This is a genomic window from Laspinema olomoucense D3b (assembly GCF_025370785.1).
GTDB classification, from domain to species: domain Bacteria; phylum Cyanobacteriota; class Cyanobacteriia; order Cyanobacteriales; family Laspinemataceae; genus Laspinema; species Laspinema olomoucense.
This window is the reverse complement of sequence record NZ_JAMXFA010000033.1, coordinates 1-18,048: the sequence shown is the minus strand read 5'-3', so window position 1 is coordinate 18,048 and position 18,048 is coordinate 1. Positions and strand designations below refer to the sequence as shown.

The 18,048-nt window shown below is 46.6% G+C and carries 16 protein-coding genes; 10 read left to right on the top strand and 6 right to left on the bottom strand.

Annotated elements, in window-relative coordinates:
* Positions 1-255 precede the first annotated feature (255 nt).
* The 3 genes from NG792_RS20870 to NG792_RS20860 all read left to right on the top strand — a co-directional run bounded on the left by NG792_RS20870 (position 256) and on the right by NG792_RS20860 (position 2,774).
* A complete protein-coding gene (locus NG792_RS20870; protein ID WP_261236674.1) occupies positions 256-693 on the top strand; it encodes an NUDIX hydrolase in 438 nt (145 codons plus the stop codon).
* A 45-nt stretch (positions 694-738) separates the two neighbouring features.
* The gene (locus NG792_RS20865; RefSeq protein ID WP_317618828.1) at positions 739-1,461 is read left to right on the top strand and encodes a RibD family protein; all 723 of its coding nucleotides are present in this window, start codon (positions 739-741) and stop codon (positions 1,459-1,461) included.
* A 116-nt stretch (positions 1,462-1,577) separates the two neighbouring features.
* Complete coding sequence (locus tag NG792_RS20860) at positions 1,578-2,774, top strand: GNAT family N-acetyltransferase (protein ID WP_261236673.1); 1,197 nt, start codon at positions 1,578-1,580, stop codon at positions 2,772-2,774.
* Positions 2,775-2,850: 76 nt separating this feature from the next.
* On the opposite strand, the gene NG792_RS20855 is transcribed toward NG792_RS20860, so the two are convergent.
* The gene (locus tag NG792_RS20855) at positions 2,851-3,111 is read right to left on the bottom strand and encodes a hypothetical protein (protein WP_261236672.1); all 261 of its coding nucleotides are present in this window, start codon (positions 3,109-3,111) and stop codon (positions 2,851-2,853) included.
* 655 nt (positions 3,112-3,766) lie between these two features.
* On the opposite strand from NG792_RS20855, the gene NG792_RS20850 reads away from it, so the two are divergent.
* Positions 3,767-5,122 carry an AAA-like domain-containing protein gene (locus NG792_RS20850; protein ID WP_261236671.1) on the top strand — a complete coding sequence of 452 codons (1,356 nt, stop codon included), beginning with the start codon at positions 3,767-3,769 and terminating at the stop codon, positions 5,120-5,122.
* Positions 5,123-5,150: 28 nt separating this feature from the next.
* Positions 5,151-7,043 (top strand): AAA-like domain-containing protein, encoded by a 1,893-nt coding sequence (locus tag NG792_RS20845; protein ID WP_261236670.1) that lies wholly within the window; start codon positions 5,151-5,153, stop codon positions 7,041-7,043.
* A 125-nt stretch (positions 7,044-7,168) separates the two neighbouring features.
* Here NG792_RS20845 and NG792_RS20840 read toward each other — a convergent pair whose 3' ends face one another.
* The 4 genes from NG792_RS20840 to alr form a co-directional block, all read right to left on the bottom strand.
* The gene (locus NG792_RS20840) at positions 7,169-7,402 is read right to left on the bottom strand and encodes a type II toxin-antitoxin system HicB family antitoxin (protein WP_261197230.1); all 234 of its coding nucleotides are present in this window, start codon (positions 7,400-7,402) and stop codon (positions 7,169-7,171) included.
* Positions 7,399-7,605 carry a type II toxin-antitoxin system HicA family toxin gene (locus NG792_RS20835; protein ID WP_261197229.1) on the bottom strand — a complete coding sequence of 69 codons (207 nt, stop codon included), beginning with the start codon at positions 7,603-7,605 and terminating at the stop codon, positions 7,399-7,401. The genes NG792_RS20840 and NG792_RS20835 overlap by 4 nt, the downstream gene beginning before the upstream one ends.
* 81 nt (positions 7,606-7,686) lie before the next feature.
* Complete coding sequence (locus NG792_RS20830; RefSeq protein ID WP_261197228.1) at positions 7,687-8,520, bottom strand: Rpn family recombination-promoting nuclease/putative transposase; 834 nt, start codon at positions 8,518-8,520, stop codon at positions 7,687-7,689.
* Between the two features lie 149 nt (positions 8,521-8,669).
* Positions 8,670-9,860 (bottom strand): alanine racemase, encoded by a 1,191-nt coding sequence (gene alr / locus NG792_RS20825; protein WP_261197227.1) that lies wholly within the window; start codon positions 9,858-9,860, stop codon positions 8,670-8,672.
* 291 nt (positions 9,861-10,151) lie between these two features.
* Here alr and NG792_RS20820 point away from each other — a divergent pair, with 291 nt between their 5' ends.
* From NG792_RS20820 to NG792_RS20800, 5 genes are all read left to right on the top strand, one after another.
* Entirely contained in the window at positions 10,152-12,449 is a 2,298-nt protein-coding gene (locus tag NG792_RS20820; protein WP_261197226.1) for a sensor histidine kinase, read from the top strand.
* A 524-nt stretch (positions 12,450-12,973) separates the two neighbouring features.
* The gene (locus NG792_RS20815; RefSeq protein ID WP_261236669.1) at positions 12,974-14,479 is read left to right on the top strand and encodes an adenylate/guanylate cyclase domain-containing protein; all 1,506 of its coding nucleotides are present in this window, start codon (positions 12,974-12,976) and stop codon (positions 14,477-14,479) included.
* Positions 14,480-14,565: 86 nt separating this feature from the next.
* The gene (locus NG792_RS20810; protein WP_261197224.1) at positions 14,566-15,063 is read left to right on the top strand and encodes an HNH endonuclease; all 498 of its coding nucleotides are present in this window, start codon (positions 14,566-14,568) and stop codon (positions 15,061-15,063) included.
* Between the two features lie 181 nt (positions 15,064-15,244).
* Entirely contained in the window at positions 15,245-16,450 is a 1,206-nt protein-coding gene (locus tag NG792_RS20805; protein WP_261236668.1) for a DHH family phosphoesterase, read from the top strand.
* 19 nt (positions 16,451-16,469) lie between these two features.
* The gene (locus NG792_RS20800) at positions 16,470-16,970 is read left to right on the top strand and encodes a TIGR00725 family protein (RefSeq protein WP_261236667.1); all 501 of its coding nucleotides are present in this window, start codon (positions 16,470-16,472) and stop codon (positions 16,968-16,970) included.
* A 55-nt stretch (positions 16,971-17,025) separates the two neighbouring features.
* Here NG792_RS20800 and NG792_RS20795 read toward each other — a convergent pair whose 3' ends face one another.
* Positions 17,026-17,829 (bottom strand): Uma2 family endonuclease, encoded by an 804-nt coding sequence (locus NG792_RS20795; RefSeq protein ID WP_261236666.1) that lies wholly within the window; start codon positions 17,827-17,829, stop codon positions 17,026-17,028.
* Positions 17,830-18,048 lie beyond the last annotated feature (219 nt).

Here is an 18,048-nt window from a genome sequence, read left to right as displayed (position 1 = left end):
CCTGATCAGGATTAGAAAATAGATGCTTTAAAAGTAGGCCGATCGCTGTTGAAATCCCGGATCACCAGGGTGTTTAATGATACTCAATCCGGTTGCGGGCGATCGTCTCCGGCCTGGGAGGCTTAAAAAATTTAAAATACTACAACAGTCCGGTGTAAAATACCGATAATTCTTCCAGAAAAGGACAAAATAGAATCATCCCTTTTTTATATTAGGGAAGAATAAACCCTTAAAATTTACCCGGAGAAAGAGCTCATGAGTGATCAACCTGTTCAGGTGGCCCTCGCAATCCTTCATCGAGAGGGTCAGTTTCTTTTGCAACTGCGAGATAATATACCCGGTATCGTTTATCCGGGATATTGGGGTTTATTTGGGGGACATCTCGAACCGGGCGAACTCCCTATAGAAACCTTGCACAGAGAATTACAAGAAGAAATTACTTATGAAGCTAAACAGGTGTCCGAGTTCGGTTGTTTTGAAACTCCAGAAGTCGTGCGTCATGTGTTTAATGTTCCGCTGACTGTGGATATTCAGGAGTTAGTTCTGCATGAAGGATGGGATATGGGATTTTGGACCCCGGAAGATATTCGTCGCGGTAGTCGCTATTCGGAAAAAGCAGGTGAAGTCCGCCCTCTGGGAGAGCCTCATCAACAAATCTTTTTAAAGTTTATGGCAGAGGGATTATTGAGGTGATCTCAGGAGTCCGGGTCAGTTAAACTAGATTGAACCTCTTAGTGATTGACCCCGACAAACATGAGCGATCGCCCTGTAACTACCGTAGTTCTTGCCATGAGTGCCGATGGCAAAATTTCCGACTCCCTGCGATCGCCCCTCCTCTTCGGTTCCCCCGCCGATAAAAACCATTTAGAACAACAAGTCGCCGCTGCCGATGCCGTAATCACGGGTGCCGGAACCTTCCGCGTCAAAGACAAAGCCATGAGAGTGATTAATCCGGACCGAATTAACCAGCGGGAAGAAGCCGGAAAACCTCCCCAACCCGTGCAAATCGTCGCCTCTGCCAGCGGCAACCTGCCGCGCGAGCTCCCCCTGTTCCAACAACCTGTTCCCCGGTGGTTAGTCACCACCCCCGCCGGTGCCGAACCCTGGCGCAACCATTCCGGTTTTGATAAAATTCTCGTCAGCGAAACCCCCTCCGGTGGCGTAGACTGGCACGATGCCTTCCAACAAATCGCCAACCTAGGTATTAAAAAATTAGCCATCCTCGGAGGAGGAAACCTAGTCGCCTCCTTACTCACCGAGGACCTCATTGATGAACTCTGGCTCACGATTTGCCCCCTGCTCATCGGTGGCACCAACGCCCCCACCCCGGTAGATGGGAACGGATTTTCCACTCAAACCGGACCCCGCCTAGAACTCTTAGAGGTCAAAACCATTGACGCCGAGGTATTCTTACACTACCGCCTCCGCAGACAGCAAGATTCCACCTCCCCCAGTTCTTAGTAATGCCTGAAGGCGTTTCCCCCCCAATTCCCTCCCACCGATCCAAAGTCCCTCCCACAGCATCCCAAGAATCGATTACCCTAGGAAAGTGAACGCTCTACCCTCAACGGTTGGTAATGCTGGAACAGCTTAAGCCTCAAGTCTCTGTTGCCTGGATCGACAACATCGCCGAAGTCCCTCAGACGGCGTGGGATGCTCTCGCCATTCCCCTGCAAACCCCTTTTTTTGAATGGAACTGGTTGCACAATATGGAAGCCTCTGGCAGTGCAACGGCAAAAACGGGATGGTTGCCGAATCATTTAACGGTGTGGCGACAGGGAGAACTGATTGCTGCCGCGCCGATGTATTTAAAAGGACATTCTCGGGGGGAATTTGTCTTCGATCACCAATGGGCGGATTTAGCCTATCGCCTGGGTGTGGAATATTATCCCAAACTGTTGGGGATGAGTCCAGTCACGCCGGTAACGGGATATCGGTTTTTGATTGCACCAGGAGAAGATGAGGAAGAAATTACGGGGATTATGGTTCATGCGATCGATGAATTTTGCGATCGCCACAATATTTCCTGCTGTAATTTCCTGTATGTCGATCCAGACTGGCGATCGCGGATGGAACGCTTCGGTTATACACCCTGGCTACATCACAGTTATATTTGGCAGAATACAGGATTCAACACCTTTGACGATTACCTAAACGTCTTCAATGCCAATCAGCGCCGCAACATCAAACGGGAACGCAAAGCGGTGGCTACAGCAGGGATTGAGGTCAAGGCATTACATGGAGATGATATCCCCCATACTTTGTTACTGCGGATGTATCAATTTTATAGCGACCATTGCGATCGCTTTGGCTGGTGGGGGAGTAAATATTTAACCAAACATTTTTTTGAGGAATTATACCATAATTTTCGCGATCGAGTCTTATTGATTGCCGCCTATCCTGAAGGCAATGATATACGCCATCCCATCGCCATGTCCTTTTGCCTCACCAAAGGCGAACAACTCTATGGACGATATTGGGGTTGCAATTACGACATCGACTCCCTCCATTTCGAGGCTTGCTACTACAAACCCATCGAATGGGGAATCGAACATGGCATCCAATCCTTCGACCCCGGTGCCGGAGGACAACACAAAAAACGCCGAGGCTTTCCAGCAACTCCCAATCACAGTTTACATCGCTTTTACAATCAGCGCTTGGGTCAAATTCTTCGCCCTTATTTGAAGGAAGTGAATCTGATGGAAGCCCAACAAATCGATGCGATTAATGAGGGGTTACCGTTCAAAGAAACCATGCCAGAGTTGAAGATGTGACCTTCATCCGCCCGGTTTAAACCGGGCGCTACTCGGAGGAATTAGGCTGTCTGTTCACTGCAATTGTTTACTCAGACTAGCGCTGGATTTGTTGTTCGTAATCATCGAGGCTAATGAAGTGTCCCTGCTCAAAGGCTTCAAGACCCCTGCGGATCGACTGCTGCTGGTCCTCGGGTAAGTCGGCAAACTTTACAAATTGCTCAGAACCGTCTGTTGGAGAGTACCAGCAGATAGTCGCATTTGTTGCATTAATTTTATCAAATTCTGTTTTTGGACTGTCGATAATTTCCCTAGGGGTCAAGACTTGGGCGGAAACTTCTAGGGTTGTTAGTTCCATTAATTTTGCGGCTTAAACTCTACTTTCTGGTTTTTGCCTTGGATTAGGTATCTTGACGTCCACCTGATAATCAAATTAGAATGAGAACACCTGGGGGTTTGTCCCAGGTGTTCTGTTCTGCTCAGACCGAGTTGCCAATAACTCCCCAGCCATGAGCATATCCTCTTTCCTTTAAGGAGATAAAAATCATGGCGAAACTGTGTCGGTTTCTGGCTATTATTTTGACTTGCTACCGCGTTGTGTCTGAGGGGCCTGATGTCATTGCAGACGAGGCTACTATCCTTATCTTCGCGACCCTATCTCTGATGCCGCCAGATCCAACTCCGGGATTCAATCGGATGACCCGCAGCCCCCGGCGACCCAGGAAATAGGTAGAAGTCCCAGCCGTTGATTCACGTTTTAGTTTTAGGGTGAGCCGCGTTGCACCGCGACTTGCCCTTTTTTCATAGCTAGGAGACGTAGCGTCTACGTTCTTTTTTTATGAAACGTAGTAGGTTTGATCCAGATATGTCTCCAGGATAAAGTACCTAAATAACGCATAGCAATGGGTAGGTATGGGTGGTTATGCCGCAAGACAACGGGTAATAAAAACTTTTTTAAATACGCAAAAATCATTTATAGTACGCACGGTAAGTTTTGCGATATCCTAGAAGGTATGAATTACCAGCAGTTCCTCCAGACCCTTGAAAAGTTGAAACGGGCACCGAAGCGCGAAGCGGTGCTGCGGAGGTTGCTGCGCGGACTGACGGCTGAGGAGATTGCTGAGGAGATGCGAACCCATCCTGGAACCGTGCGGAAGCAAATCTCCACACTGTATGAGGAGTTCGGTCTAACCCGTGAGAATGACCATATTAGAGATCGCTTCCGTAAACGCCGCGATCTCCTCGACTTATTTAAGAAGTACAAGCCGGAATGGGTGGAGAAGAACACCCCCGATTCAGTGAAAATCCAACCCCTGAGCGGAATTGTGCCGTTAGATTCGCCACTGTACCTACCCAGGGATGCGGATGAGATATGTCGTGAAGTTCTGACGGCAGATCGCAGCGATCGCGGTTCTCTGCCCTTTATTCGGATTAAGGGATCCAGTGGCATGGGCAAATCTTCCTTGCTGGTGAGACTGCGCGATTTTTTGGAGCGAGAGGAAAATCAGGTGGTGGGTTTTGTGGATCTAGCGGATTTAGCACTGGATCCAGAAATCTTTGAGGATCTTAACCTGCTGCTCAAGCGGTTTACTCAGGCGATCGCTGATACCTTTAGCGAGTCAGTAGACAAACTGAACCCACCGCCTTTAGAAAAGAATTGGCAGAAGGAGCGATCAAGTGGATTGAACTGCACCAATTATCTCGAAGATTTTATTTTTACTCCCATCCAGCAGCCAAAAACCCTGCTGATTGATGGGATTGATGAAATTTTAGGGCCAGATAAACCGCAGAATCCATTTTTAAAGCTGCTGCGATCGTGGAATGAAAAACGGATGAAAGTGGTGAGTCAGTCGCCGATTGTCTGGCCGAGTATTGCGATCGCCTACTCTACTGAACCCTATCCCGAATTGGATATCAAAGGCTCGATCCTGCAAAATGTGGGATTGGAGGTGGAGTTACCCGAATTTAATACAGAGGAAATCCTCAAACTAGCGAAGAAATACCGCTTGGAGTGGAGCGAGGAGGAAGTGCAGCCGCTGAAGGAACTGATTGGTGGTCATCCCACCTTAGTCAATCAGGCGCTGTACAAAATCAGTCAAGAACAGATGAGTTGGTCGGAACTGGAGTCTCAAGCAACTTTACCAACTGGACCATTTGGAGACCACCTCCTGAAAAAATTCTCGATCATTTACGAAAATTACAAAAATACAGATTTGAAGCACTGCTTTGACCAACTTTTGCGAGGAGGAACCTGTACTGATGAAATCTCTAAATTTCAGCTTGAAAAGGCAGGATTAATTAAAATTGACAATGCCGGAGTTCAAGTTCGATTTAAGTTATATCAAAAATCTTTTACGAATACTTTGTAATCTTAGGAGAATTCCTAAAGAGGAGGCTATGTCTATTGTTAACTCTAAGAGTTTCTATCAAACCGAGGGCGGCACCTTGCCCCTGGACGCACTCACTTATGTGGAGCGAGAAGCAGACGAGCAACTCTATCCGTTTGGCCGTTCGACTCAGGGAAATAGCCGGGTTTGTTTTGTGCTGGCTCCTCGTCAAACTGGCAAGTCTAGCTTGATGGTGAGGACCGCTAAACGCCTGACAGAAGAAAATTTAATCTGCGTGCGGATCAATATCCATGAGTTCGCAGGCGTTGAGTCTGAGCGGGTGTTGTGGTTTAGCCTTCTGGATGAAATTTGCAAACAAGTTCCCCTACCGGAACTCAATTTACCCGATCGCCTCAAAAATGAGTGGAATCGACACCCAGATCTAGCGCCGGGGTTGCAATTCAAAAACTTTTTGCTTGAGGAAATTCTCAGCAAAATCACAGCAGAAAAGTTAGTAATTTTTATCGATGAGATCCAGGATTTAGTAGATTTAAAGCTCCAAAATGTATTTTTTGGCGTAATCCGAAACCTGTCAGACCAGACGGACAAACCAGAACTTAAAAAATTAGCGTTTGTGTTGCTGGGAGTCGCCAAACCGTCTGATTTGATGACCAGCACCAGTTATACTCTCAACTTGGGCGATCGCATCGAACTGGGGAGACTCACCCCAGAGCAATGTAAACCCCTGCTTCCCGGTCTGAAAAAAGTCACTCCCGATCCAGCCGCCACCCTGGAACGGATCCTCTACTGGACGGGAGGTCAACCTTTCTTGACTCAAGTTGTTTGCCATTTGGTGGCTACAGATAACAGAATCGAAGATAGCGATCAGATTGAGGCGCGGGTTGACCGTGTAGTAACTGAGAAAATTATCACTGACTGGAGGCGACAGGATAGACAATCACATTTACAGGAGGTTGAAAACTGGTTCACTAAAGTGGAGAACATCCGCAAACCCGAAAAGTTAAAGACCCTCGGACTTTACCGGGAAATTCTCGCCCAAAGCCCTATCGACTTTCGGCAGAATGACCCAAGGCACTGGGATTTGTTAATTTCAGGTCTCGTGGCAAAAGAAGAAGATCGATTACAAGTTGCCAACCAAATTTACACCCAAGTCTTTGATCGCAATTGGATTACCAAAACAGAAACTTTACTGGAGGATAATATGCCCGAGCCATTTTCGACCATCTACGATCGCGATGTGTTCATTTTAATCGACCAAAGTGCCTCCATGATGCTCAGAGATGCGGATACGGGGGACCAAACTCGTTACGAGTATTTAGAAGAAGTGATCATGAGTCATGTAGGTGCAATCCTGTCAGAGCAAAACAAAGAAGAGAACAGAACTCAAAAAATTTGCGATGAGGTAACAGTCTACTTTTTTAGCAGTAAAAGAAATATAGTGGGGCCATATTCAGTTAGAACTGTTGATCGCGTGAAAAGCTTATTTTTGGAAAATCCCCCAAAAATGAAAACTTTTATTGCACCCACCCTTGAGAAGTGTATTGACACTTGGGTTCAAAAGGGTAAGCCTGCGGGTCGGGGAGCGTTTTTCATCATCTACACCGATGGCCTGTTTGATGATGAGGGAGGCTTCATGGAGTGTATTCAGCAAGCCGGTGAAAAGATTGAGTCTCATAAACAAGTGAAATTTATCGTTTTAGGATTGGGGCAAGAAATAGATATAGAGAAATTTTTAGATATTGATTTTAATACAAACGGAGTTCTACGTTTCAATGTCTTAACTTTTGATTTGGTAAACGAAATAGAAGATGAAATAATTGAGTGTTTAGAACGTCAATTAATAGAGGATCCAATTGATGCGTACCGAGTTCCAGAATGGGTCAAAAGGGAGTTTCCCGACTTCGTTGAAAAACTCAAGCTGGTTCGGAGTCAAAACCCTTGATGCAGAGGTGAGGATGTGGCGGTGCTAATTTAGAGGAGAAAGGGGCGATTGGAGGAAAGACCGATCGCCCTCTGTCATTTCAAACCAAGCGATCGCCTCCCCTCATTCCCAGAGGCGATCGCCTGTTATGGACTCAACGGGATGGGAAGCCATCGCCTAAACAGTTTCGGTTCCGGTAAAGTTTCTCCGTTGGCGATCGCAGATTCTATCAACAGTTCCAACACTTCTTCCGCATTGTTTAACGCCTCTTCATAGCTAGACCCATGCGTGTGGCACAACTCGCCCCACTCCGGCAAACTGACGACAAAACATTCATCTTCGTCCGACCACTGAATGATTAGGGTATAATGAGATTTCATTCTATTTCCTCCTCAATTATTTTGAGTCCATCATTAACGTCTCTTTCCTGGTAAGGTTTAGCATCATCTCCATCATTTCCCGATAAAATAATGGGGAGAGGGAGTCGGGGATGATACCATTTTGTATGACTCCCCTTTCCTGAGATAGAACTAAACCCCGCTTTTCGTAATAAACGTTTGAGTTCTCTTATCTTTTTGGGCATAAATTCAAAACTACCATTCCTGTAGATGTCCTCCCTATTCAGACTGTATAAGAGGCGATCGCTCTTATAATTCTTTTACTTCTACTGCTGCTTTAATTTTTGGACTTCCTCAAGGCTCAAGCCAGTAGTTTTCGCGATCGCCTCTTCATCTAATAAGTTCAGCAACTGTTTGGCAATTTCTCGTTTATTGTCATTCACTGCTGTTGAGACGGCTTTTAAAATCGCGTTTCGCTGGTCGTGTATAAACATTTCTCGCTGTTCTAACTCCTCTAATTCTTCCCGGCTTAGGTTCGCTTGACTGGCGATCGCAAAGGCTTGTTCAATTTCGGGGACGGCGCTCATGGTTTCTGGCACGGTTTGTAAATTCCGGCCACTTTTCATAAAATAAAGCCACTTATCCGTAAGCGTTTCTAACTGTTCCAGTTCTTTGGTGAATTTGGGTAACTCCACAAAGACTAATTCTAAATCATAACTCAAATAATCTACCAGATAATCTTTTTCTTTCAAAACAAAGTGAGAAATTACCTTGTCAAAGTCTGCAAACATTTTAAAATCTACGATGGTCAAAGCAATCACGGGATTTAATAATTTGTAATCTTCTCCGGCCTGTAGTTGAATGGAATAGGATTTAGCGGCATTATAGAGGATGCGCTTTTCAAATCCCTCTACATTCAATACTTGCATTTCAACGATCGCTGTTTTGTTGCCGGTGATTTTTGCTTTGATATCTAAGTAAGTTTCTTTGACCCCTCGGATCCGGGGAGCCAAATAGGGGTTGAGGATTTCTAAATCTTCTATGATGGGCTGGCCGTCATAAAGCATAGAATTTAAAAAACTGATTAGGATATCCTTGCTTTGTTCGGAACCAAAGATTTTTTTAAAGGCGATGTCGGTTTTGGGATTAATAAATCTCATCGATTTGCCTCCTGAATTATGCTATAATTTTACATTAGGTTATCGAAACACCAAAAAAAGCGATCGCTGTCCTAATTATACTCAAAAAATAATCAACGGGAGAGGCAATTCATAAATCGCCTCTCCCGTTGGTAATTCGCGAATTGCTCCTATGTGGCGGCTTGTTCCCAACATTCTAAGGTTTGACCGACGGCGATGCGGGGTAGGCGATGTTTAAAGCCGCACAGGATTTCCCAGGAAATGGTTCCTAATTTATCGGCCCAATCGTCAGCGGTGATTGAGTTGTTGCCATCTTGTCCGAGCAAAGTTACGACTTCTCCGAGTTCCAAGTCGGGGATGTTGCTCACATCTAACATCGTCTGATCCATTGTAATCGACCCAATTTGTCTCACTTGCTGGCCCCGGATGAGGACTTGCATTTGATTGGAGAGGTTGCGGGGTACGCCATCGGCATAGCCAATGCCGACTACGGCGATTCTCATGTCCCGATCGGCGATATAGCGATGGCCGTAACTGACGCCGGTTCCAGCAGAAATCGCCTTAATGTGAGTGACTCGGGCTTTGACTTGGAGTGCCGGTTGTAATTTCAGGCGCGATCGCAGATGGGGAGCAGGATATAATCCGTATATCCCTAATCCCACTCGCACCATATCGTAATGTAACTGGCGATCGCTTAAGGTGGCCGCCGAATTGGCAAAATGTAGGCGCGGTAAAGCAATTCCCGTTTCCTGAACTTGCTGAATTGCCGTCTGGAACCGCTGATGTTGCAGTTGCATCACCGTGGGGTCTTCACTATCCGCTGTAGCTAAATGGGAATAAATGCTAGACAATTCCAAATGAGGCAGGCGATCGACTAATTGCACAAACTCTGCCGCCTCTTGCCACGGTGCGCCCAACCTTGACATCCCGGTATCAATTTTCACATGAACCGGCACGGAATACGCATGGTCACTCAGGGTTTCAGAAAACACGAAAGCTTGTTTCGGCGTGCAAAGGGTCGGTTCCAAGCGCCAACGCACCATTGCCCGCAATTGGTCCGGGGTGTAGGTTGCCCCTAAAACTTGCACTGGGGCGGTAATTCCCGCTTCCCGGAGTTCGATGCCTTCGGGAATGGTGGCGACTCCCAACCATTTCGCCCCTGCCTGTAATACCGTTTGGGCGACGGTGACGGCCCCATGTCCATAAGCATCGGCTTTAATGACTGCCATTAAGTCAGTTTTTGGGGATAACAGATGCTGGATTTCGCGGACATTCTGGGCGATCGCCCCCACATCCACCTCCACCCAGGCGCGATCGCATCGCATTGATGAAATACTCTGACTTTCCTCCCAACTCAGCATTTCTACGCACTCCTCAAGTCACTCACACCACAATTGAACTATAAATCGAACCCTGACTCCGGAGATTTCCCCAAAGTTCAACCGAATTTAGATTTGCGATCGAGTATTTAGAATAAAAATAGGGCTAAATCGCGATCGGGCAATCTGACATCGGGTGATTTTTGGCAAAATCCGCCGAATGAAAAATTAAGACTTGGAGAACTCCGTTCTGCTTGCTCAATTTTTCCCAGCGTTCAACTGACCACTTCCCAGTCTTAACCCCCAATTCCAGAAGAGAAGGTGTCCAAACCCATGCCTCAACCGCCTAAATCCCTGAAACTCCCTTTTGCATCCTTCGGACTGCGGGGGCAAATCCTGCCCATCGTGGGGGCAACCCTGATCGGTTTATTGGGAGTCATCTATCTCTCTTCCTCTACCCTGTTGCTGGCTGGATTTGCCAAATTTGAGCAGCAGGATACCGTCCGCAATGTCAAACGGGCGGTGGATGTCTTATCCGATGAAATCGACAAATTGAGCTTTACCGCGAACGATTGGGCTGCCTGGGATGACACCTACGCCTTCATTGAAGATGAGAACGCGGACTATATCCAAACTAACCTCAACGATGCCACGATCGCCCGTTTGCGGTTGGATATGATGCTGTACATTCATCGCAGTGGGCGGATCGTCTTTGGGCAAAAATTCGACCCGGAAACGGGAAAACGAGCATCGGTGGAGGAAAATACCGAGGCGATCGCCTCCTTAAGCCAATACCTGACCCCTAACAGTCTCCTCGTCAAGCATCCCCAAACCACCAGTCTGGTTGAGGGCATCCTTGAGCTTCCTGAAGGCCCTATGGTGGTTGTGTCCCGTCCTATTCTCACCGGAGAAGCGGAAGGCCCCATTCGCGGGACCCTAATTATGGGACGCTACCTCAGTGTGGAGGAAATTAAACGTCTTGGGGAACTCACCCAGTTATCCATCACCGTAGAGGAATGGGAGTCCCCCGAACTTCCCCCGGATTTTCAAGCCATTCGGCAGACTATCACCAAAGACATGGATCAAGAACCAGCAGTAGTCCTGCCGGACCAAACTCCGATTTCTGTCAAAGCGTGGGATGCCCAAACCATCGCCGGTTATACTTTACTCAAAGATATTTACAACAAGCCCGCCTTGTTGTTGCGGGTGGAACTCCCACGTGAGATTTACCAACAAGGTCAACGAACGGCTAACTTTATCCTCTGGGTGGTCCTGGTGGTCGGGGTGGCGTTTTTGGTGCTAACTTTGTTACTTCTGGAAAAAGTAGTGCTGTCGCGACTTTCCCAGTTGAGTCAGAATGTCAATCACATTGGCAGCGATCGCGATTTGGCAGTTCGTCTCCCGGTGCAAGGGGTGGATGAACTCTCCCAACTGGCCACCCGCATTAATGAAATGTTAGATGCTTTAGACTATTCTCAGCAAGTGCACCGGGAAAGCGAACAGCGATATCGTGCCGTCATCGAGCAAACCTCAGAAAGTATCTTTCTGATTGAACCCACTACCCAACGGATTATCGAGTCTAATACAGCCTTTCAAAAACTTCTGGGTTATGATAGTGAGGAAATTCTCTCCCTGACTTTGGGAGATTTTATTGATCATGAATCTGAAAGTATTGCGTATAACATTGAGCGCACTCTCTCCTTACAATCCTATCATTTAGGAGAACGACGTTATCGCCGTAAAGATGGCTCAATCGTCGATGTAGAAGTCAGCGCTAATAAGATTTATTATGCGAAGCGAACTGCAATTTCTGCCGTAGTTCGAGATATTACGGCACGCAAACAAGTGGAACGAGAACTCTACCAAGCTAAAGTTGCGGCAGAATTGGCCAACCAGTCTAAAAGCCAGTTTCTAGCTAATATGAGTCATGAATTGCGGACGCCTCTAAATGCAATTATTGGTTACAGTGAGATTTTGCAGGAAGAAGGAGAAGATCTAGAATCCGATGAGATCAATGCTGACTTAGCCAAGATTGAATCTGCTGGCAGACACTTGTTAGGACTGATTAACGATATTCTGGACCTGTCTAAAATTGAGGCGGGAAAAATGGAGTTATATTTAGAATCCTTTCAAGTCCCCGTTACCCTTCAGGAGATTGTCTTCACCGTGCAACCCTTGGTGCAGAAAAATGGGAATCAGTTACAAGTGGATTGTCAACCGGAGATTGGGTCAATGTATGCCGATGTGACCAAAGTGCGTCAAATTTTATTCAATCTGTTAGGGAATGCCTGTAAGTTTACCCATCAGGGTACGATTTTTCTTCGAGTTTTTCAGAAAGAAGGGGAAATGATTGTCTTTGAAGTGAGAGATACCGGGATTGGGATGACTCGGGAACAACTGGATAAGCTCTTTCAACCCTTCACCCAAGCGGATACTTCCACCACGCGCAAATATGGGGGGACTGGATTGGGATTGACGATCGCCAAACAATTCTCACAAATGATGGGGGGTGATATTACGGTTGATAGTGAACTCGGCAAGGGTTCAACTTTTACTATCCACCTTCCCCTCAAAGTCAGCATCTCTAATTCTGATTTAGTGCCCGAATCTATTTCGAGTATCCCCGTTTAAGGGAAGGGTAATAGATTGCCACAACCACCTACCCTAGGAAGGGCTTACCCCTCTCTCTTTCCCCCTCAATCCTAATGCTCTAAAAAAAGACGGGTAACCGCTAAATTATAATAACTTTAAAGCGCTATTTTAGGTTTCATGCCTGGATGCTCTAGGGGATTGGCTTCAATAACTTTTTTATCTAAAAATCATCGGAGGGAATCATCAGTCTGCACCGGCGGGGTAACCATTTAAGTTATGCTATCGAACCGGGGTGGATATATAGCGCCAAATAAAGTCTAGCATCGATCGCCAGGTTTTGTTACCCTAAGTTTGTAGGGAAACCTTCCAAGTCGGGTGAATATCTGGGATGGGGACCAGGATCGGGTTAACTTGTGGAGGAAAATGGGAACAATACAGGGGTTGCCATCCTCAAAAGTGCCCTACACCATCCTTTGGGAAAGGGTGCGATCGCGTGTTGTCTGCTGTTATATCGGGTGCTATCTAGATCCTCCTAAATTGTTCTGAACACAACGGATAAATCGATGCTAAATGGATTCACCTCTATTTTCAATCTGCTCAACGCTCGTTTATCGCGTCGCATTGCTTTATGGGTATTTATTAGCATTGTTGTAGTGGAAGCCCTGATTTTACTCCCCTCCGCCTATCGCCGGGAACGCGAACTCATTCAGCATTTAGAAGATGTTGGAGTCGCCAGTATTTCTCCTCTATTGCGGTTATGTGGCTCCCAAATTACTGCTCCCAAAATCCACCAAGTTGCCCAACAGTTAATGTTAGAATCTCGGGTAGAGGGCGGTCATGTTTATACCGAGGAGGGAGAGGCGATCGCCTACTTTGGTGAAGTTCCGGAGTTGAACTTTAATCATGTCAAAAATTCTCCTTCTGTGCGCTTCCGGAGTCGCGATGGTAACCGCTATGAGATGTCCATGTGGACGGAAGCCCAGGGGAAACCCTATCTGGTCATCGTTCGCCTTGATTCTTCTCAAATATCCCAGGAAATAAAAGCCTTTATTATCAGAATTTTTGGCTTAGTCATTCTGATTTGTATTTTTGTTACCCTGGCCACTTTAGCTGCCCTCGCACCAGCGGTAATTGCTCCTATTTTGAAACTCCGAAAAGCCTTAATTGCTGTAGGAGAATCACCCGGAGCATTCACGGGAGATTTGGACTGTCTTGCCCTCGCCAAGAATCGTCGAGATGAATTAGGCGAGGTGCTGATAGATTTTAACCGCATGAATCACCAAATAAATCGATATTTCAAAGAAATTCAAGAAAGTAAAAAAGAACTGGAAAATTTAGTAGCCGAGGTAGAAAGTGCCCGAGACCAATCGGAAAAACTCCTTTTGAATATTTTACCCTATACCATCGCACAACAACTCAAACAGGGGGTTTATCCCATTGCTGAAAGCTTTCCTAATGCGACTGTTTTGTTTGCCGACCTGGTGGGGTTTACTCAGCTTTCGACGGAAGTACCGGCGGTAGAAGTGGTGGAGTTACTCAATAAAATATTTTCCATTTTTGACCAACTTGCGCAACAGTATGCAGTGGAAAAAATTAAAACCATTGGCGATGCTTATATGGTGGTGGGAGGAGTTCCCCAACCTCATCCCGATTGTACCCAGGCGATCGCCCAAATGGCCCTGGATATGCAGCGAGAGGTCCGCCAACTCGCGGCAGAAACAGGAATTCCCCTCACTATCCGGATCGGCATCAACAATGGTCCCGTCGTCGCTGGGGTGATTGGCATCAAAAAATTTATCTACGATTTGTGGGGGGATACGGTCAATACGGCTTCCAGAATGGAATCTCACGGCATTCCGGGACAAATTCAAGTCTCCGAGGTAACCTATTTCCTCCTGCGCGATCGCTTCCAATTTGAGTCTCGCGGCACAATCAACGTCAAAGGGAAGGGAATGATGAAAACCTATCTCCTCCTAGGGTGGAAGGATGAACCCACGGCGGAACTCAAGCTGACCACCTCCTCTTCCATCGGATCCGTAGACGCCGCCTCCGGTATTCATGGCCCTTAATGTTTCAAAAAAACATCTCGGAATTTTACACAGTCTGGGCAAGCTGTGCTAACATCTGTAAAAATCTTCTTTTTAATAGAGACGCAATGGGCAAGGTTCTAGTCCTTAACGCCTCCTACGAACCGCTCAACATTACGAGCTGGAGGAGGGCCATCGTGCTATTGCTGAAGGGGAAAGCCGAGCAGGTCGAACATAACGGGAAATTTATCTATTCTGATGTTCCCCTGCCTACGGTGATTCGGCTTCGGCATTACGTCCGCATTCCGTATCATGAAATTCCTTTGACCCGGAGAAACATCCTACACCGCGATGGCCATACTTGTCAATACTGTGGTTATTCCGGGGATGAATTGACCTTAGATCATGTCATTCCGCGATCGCGGGGGGGTCCCGACAGTTGGGAAAACCTCGTATCCGCCTGCGTCGGCTGCAATGTTAAAAAAGGAAACCGTACCCCGGAGGAAAGTAAAATGCCTTTAGCCAGAATACCCCGCCGACCCTACAGCAGCCTTTATTTTGAGGTGAGTAAACATCTCAAAAGCGGGCTACATCAAGAGTGGCAAAAATATGTAATAGGTGCTTAAAACCCCTTGTAGTTGGTTCAACTACGAGGGGTTTTTGCCAAGAGTTCATGACTTCGGCCATCACCTCCGGCACTGGAAGCGCTATCGTAGAGTTATTCTCTAAACGCAGGCAATAACCTCAAAACGGTTAGCGGTCTGCGATTGGCTGTGAAGTGAATGCACCGAATTGAGGGAAAAATTAGTGGAGGAATTGAACACCGAACTCGCTCAAATAGGCGTTCGGGATGGAGCATTACCGCTTGTTTCTTGCGATAAGCAATGGCTAGATCCTCTAAGTGCAACGAAAGCCGACGCACTGCGGCAGGTTTTGCAGCACCATAGCGGCGATCGGCACTTGGTGGTTCTCCAAGACTTCCCGGACCCCGATGCCATGTCTTGTGCTTGGGCTTACAAATTAATTGCGGCCCAGTATGATATTGACTCAGATATTGTCTATGCTGGAGCACTCAGTCACCAGGAAAATATTGCCCTGGTGAAACTCACCGGATTGCCCGTGCAGCGCTTACCCCTAGAAATTGCCAAATCTAAGGATTGGTCTATTTACAACGGCTGCGTGTTGATTGACAATCAGGGAACAACTTCTCAGCTATTTTCAATTTTAAAAACTGCCCAGATTCCTCTGATTGTGGCGATTGACCACCATACGATTCAGGATGAATTAAGCGCGGAATTTCTGGATATTCGCCCTCATATTCGAGCCACTGCCACCATTTTTACTCAATATTTGATGGCAGAATTGCTCCGCCTGGATATGAACGTCAGCGATCATGTGAAATGTGCCACGGCGTTAATGCATGGGTTGCGATCGGACACCAATCAACTGCGCCAAGCCCGGGAAGATGATTTTATGGCAGCGGCTTATTTAAGCCGATTTTATGATAGTCAGTTGATTAGTTCAGTCTTGCAAGCCTCTCGGTCTAAACGGGTGATGGATGTCATCGAGCGATCGCTTAAAAATAGAATCGTTCAGAATAATTTCTGCATTGCCGGAGTCGGATACCTGCGTTACGATGACCGCGATGCCATCCCTCAAGCGGCAGATTTTCTCGTCACCGAAGAAAACGTTCATACCGCCGTTGTCTATGGCATCGTTCACGATGAAGACGATGATATCGAATTAGTCACAGGTTCTTTAAGAACTAATAAATTGACCTTAGACCCGGATGAATTTATCAAGGAAGCCTTTGGGAAAGATGCTCAAGGGCGCTTCTTTGGCGGAGGGCGATCGCAAGCGGGCGGATTTGAAATTCCGATGGGATTTCTCTCCGGCAGCAACGACAGCAAAGATTTTGCCCGCATGAAATGGGAAGTCTTTGACCTCCAAATCAAACAAAAACTGCTAAAATTAGTTAGTCCCAAAGATGATTTAATTCATAGCACTAATTAATATTAAGGGTTCAGTAGCCATGAAAAAAACCATCATCGGCGTCATGGGTCCCGGTTCTAATGCTAAAGAACCCGATCTAAACAATGCCTATCAACTCGGAAAACTCATCGCTGAACAGGGCTGGATTTTATTAACGGGAGGCAGAAAAGCCGGAGTCATGGATGCCGCCAGTCAAGGGGCAAAATCCGCTAATGGATTAACCCTTGGCATCCTCCCGGGGGAAGATAAAACTGGCATATCTGATGCTATTGATATTGCCATCCTTACCGGCATTGGTAGCGCCCGAAATAATATTAACGTCCTAACGAGCGATGTGGTTATTGCTTGCGGAATGGGAACGGGTACTGCTTCAGAAATTGCCCTGGCATTGAAGGCGGGTAAACCAGTTATCTTATTAAATGATAGCCCTGAGAGTTATCAGTTTTTTAACAGTTTATCGCCCGAAAAAGTGATAATTGTACAGAGTCCCGAGGAGGCGATCGCCCGAGTTATGGAGATTTTAGCGCGTCAAGACTGCTAAACTAGAGAAAAATTTAGCAACTGCCATTACGCACCATGAAGTAATAGAGGGCGATTTAACCGATCGCATCCAAATCAATCCCCAACGCCGCCAATTGTTCCGGAGAGAGCGATCGCAGTTTCTCCTGCAACTCTTGCCGCTTTTGCCGTTCCAATTCCTTTTCTTGTCGTTCTTTCTGCGCTTCTTCTTGACCGATCAGCAATAAATTCCCCTCCAAATCCCACCAGCGCAACCATTCTTGCGTTTGATTTTGATAGCTTCCTTCCCAAACTCCTAACTCCACTTGCATGGGTGGAATCGGATAATGGCCGCGCTCATTGGGGGTCATCTGCTGATAGAATCCATCCACGTGGTGATATACCTCCAAACTGCTATCTCGGATCGAAAAAATCCCATAATAAGGTGCCCGAATAATCTGCTCGTACACCCAAAACTTACCGGGTTTTGTCACCTCTCCCTCGTCACTCCGATATAAGGGAGTTCTGTCGCGTTCCTCACTGCCATCTCCGGAAGCAAATTCTAACACGATTCTCGGCGCAATATGTTCTCGCCAAATCACATAAGAACGCCGATACTGTCCTTGTAATTTTGGGGGAACATTGCCCACATAAAACCAATCGGGAGCCTCTGCACCCTTTTCTGGGGGTTCGGTTTCACGCCAATAAATCCCGCAATCTTGACCGATGCAATAATATCCATCGGGATGCAGGCGTTGGAGGGTGGAAGTTAGGGAGTCTGTGAGTAGCAGACTTTGGGGATGTTCTTGAAAATTCTTCACAAACGTACCATCAGATTCAGGTAATTGCGTGTGGTCTGGGAAAAACGGTGGTAAATCGGTTTTGGTTACTGTCTCGGTCATACTATTTTTTTATAACTGGGGGTTAATTTTGATTATAACTCATCCGGATTTACTAACGGTAAAATTAGTAATCAATGATGCCACCACCTTGAAATTTTCGCCATTCTGTATCTTGTTCGTAATGCTCGACCATTGCCTCAGATTAGACCTCTTGCAAAAAAAATCTATGTTATAATGAAAAATTTTGAATTTTAGACCCCAGAGCCAACTCATAATTGT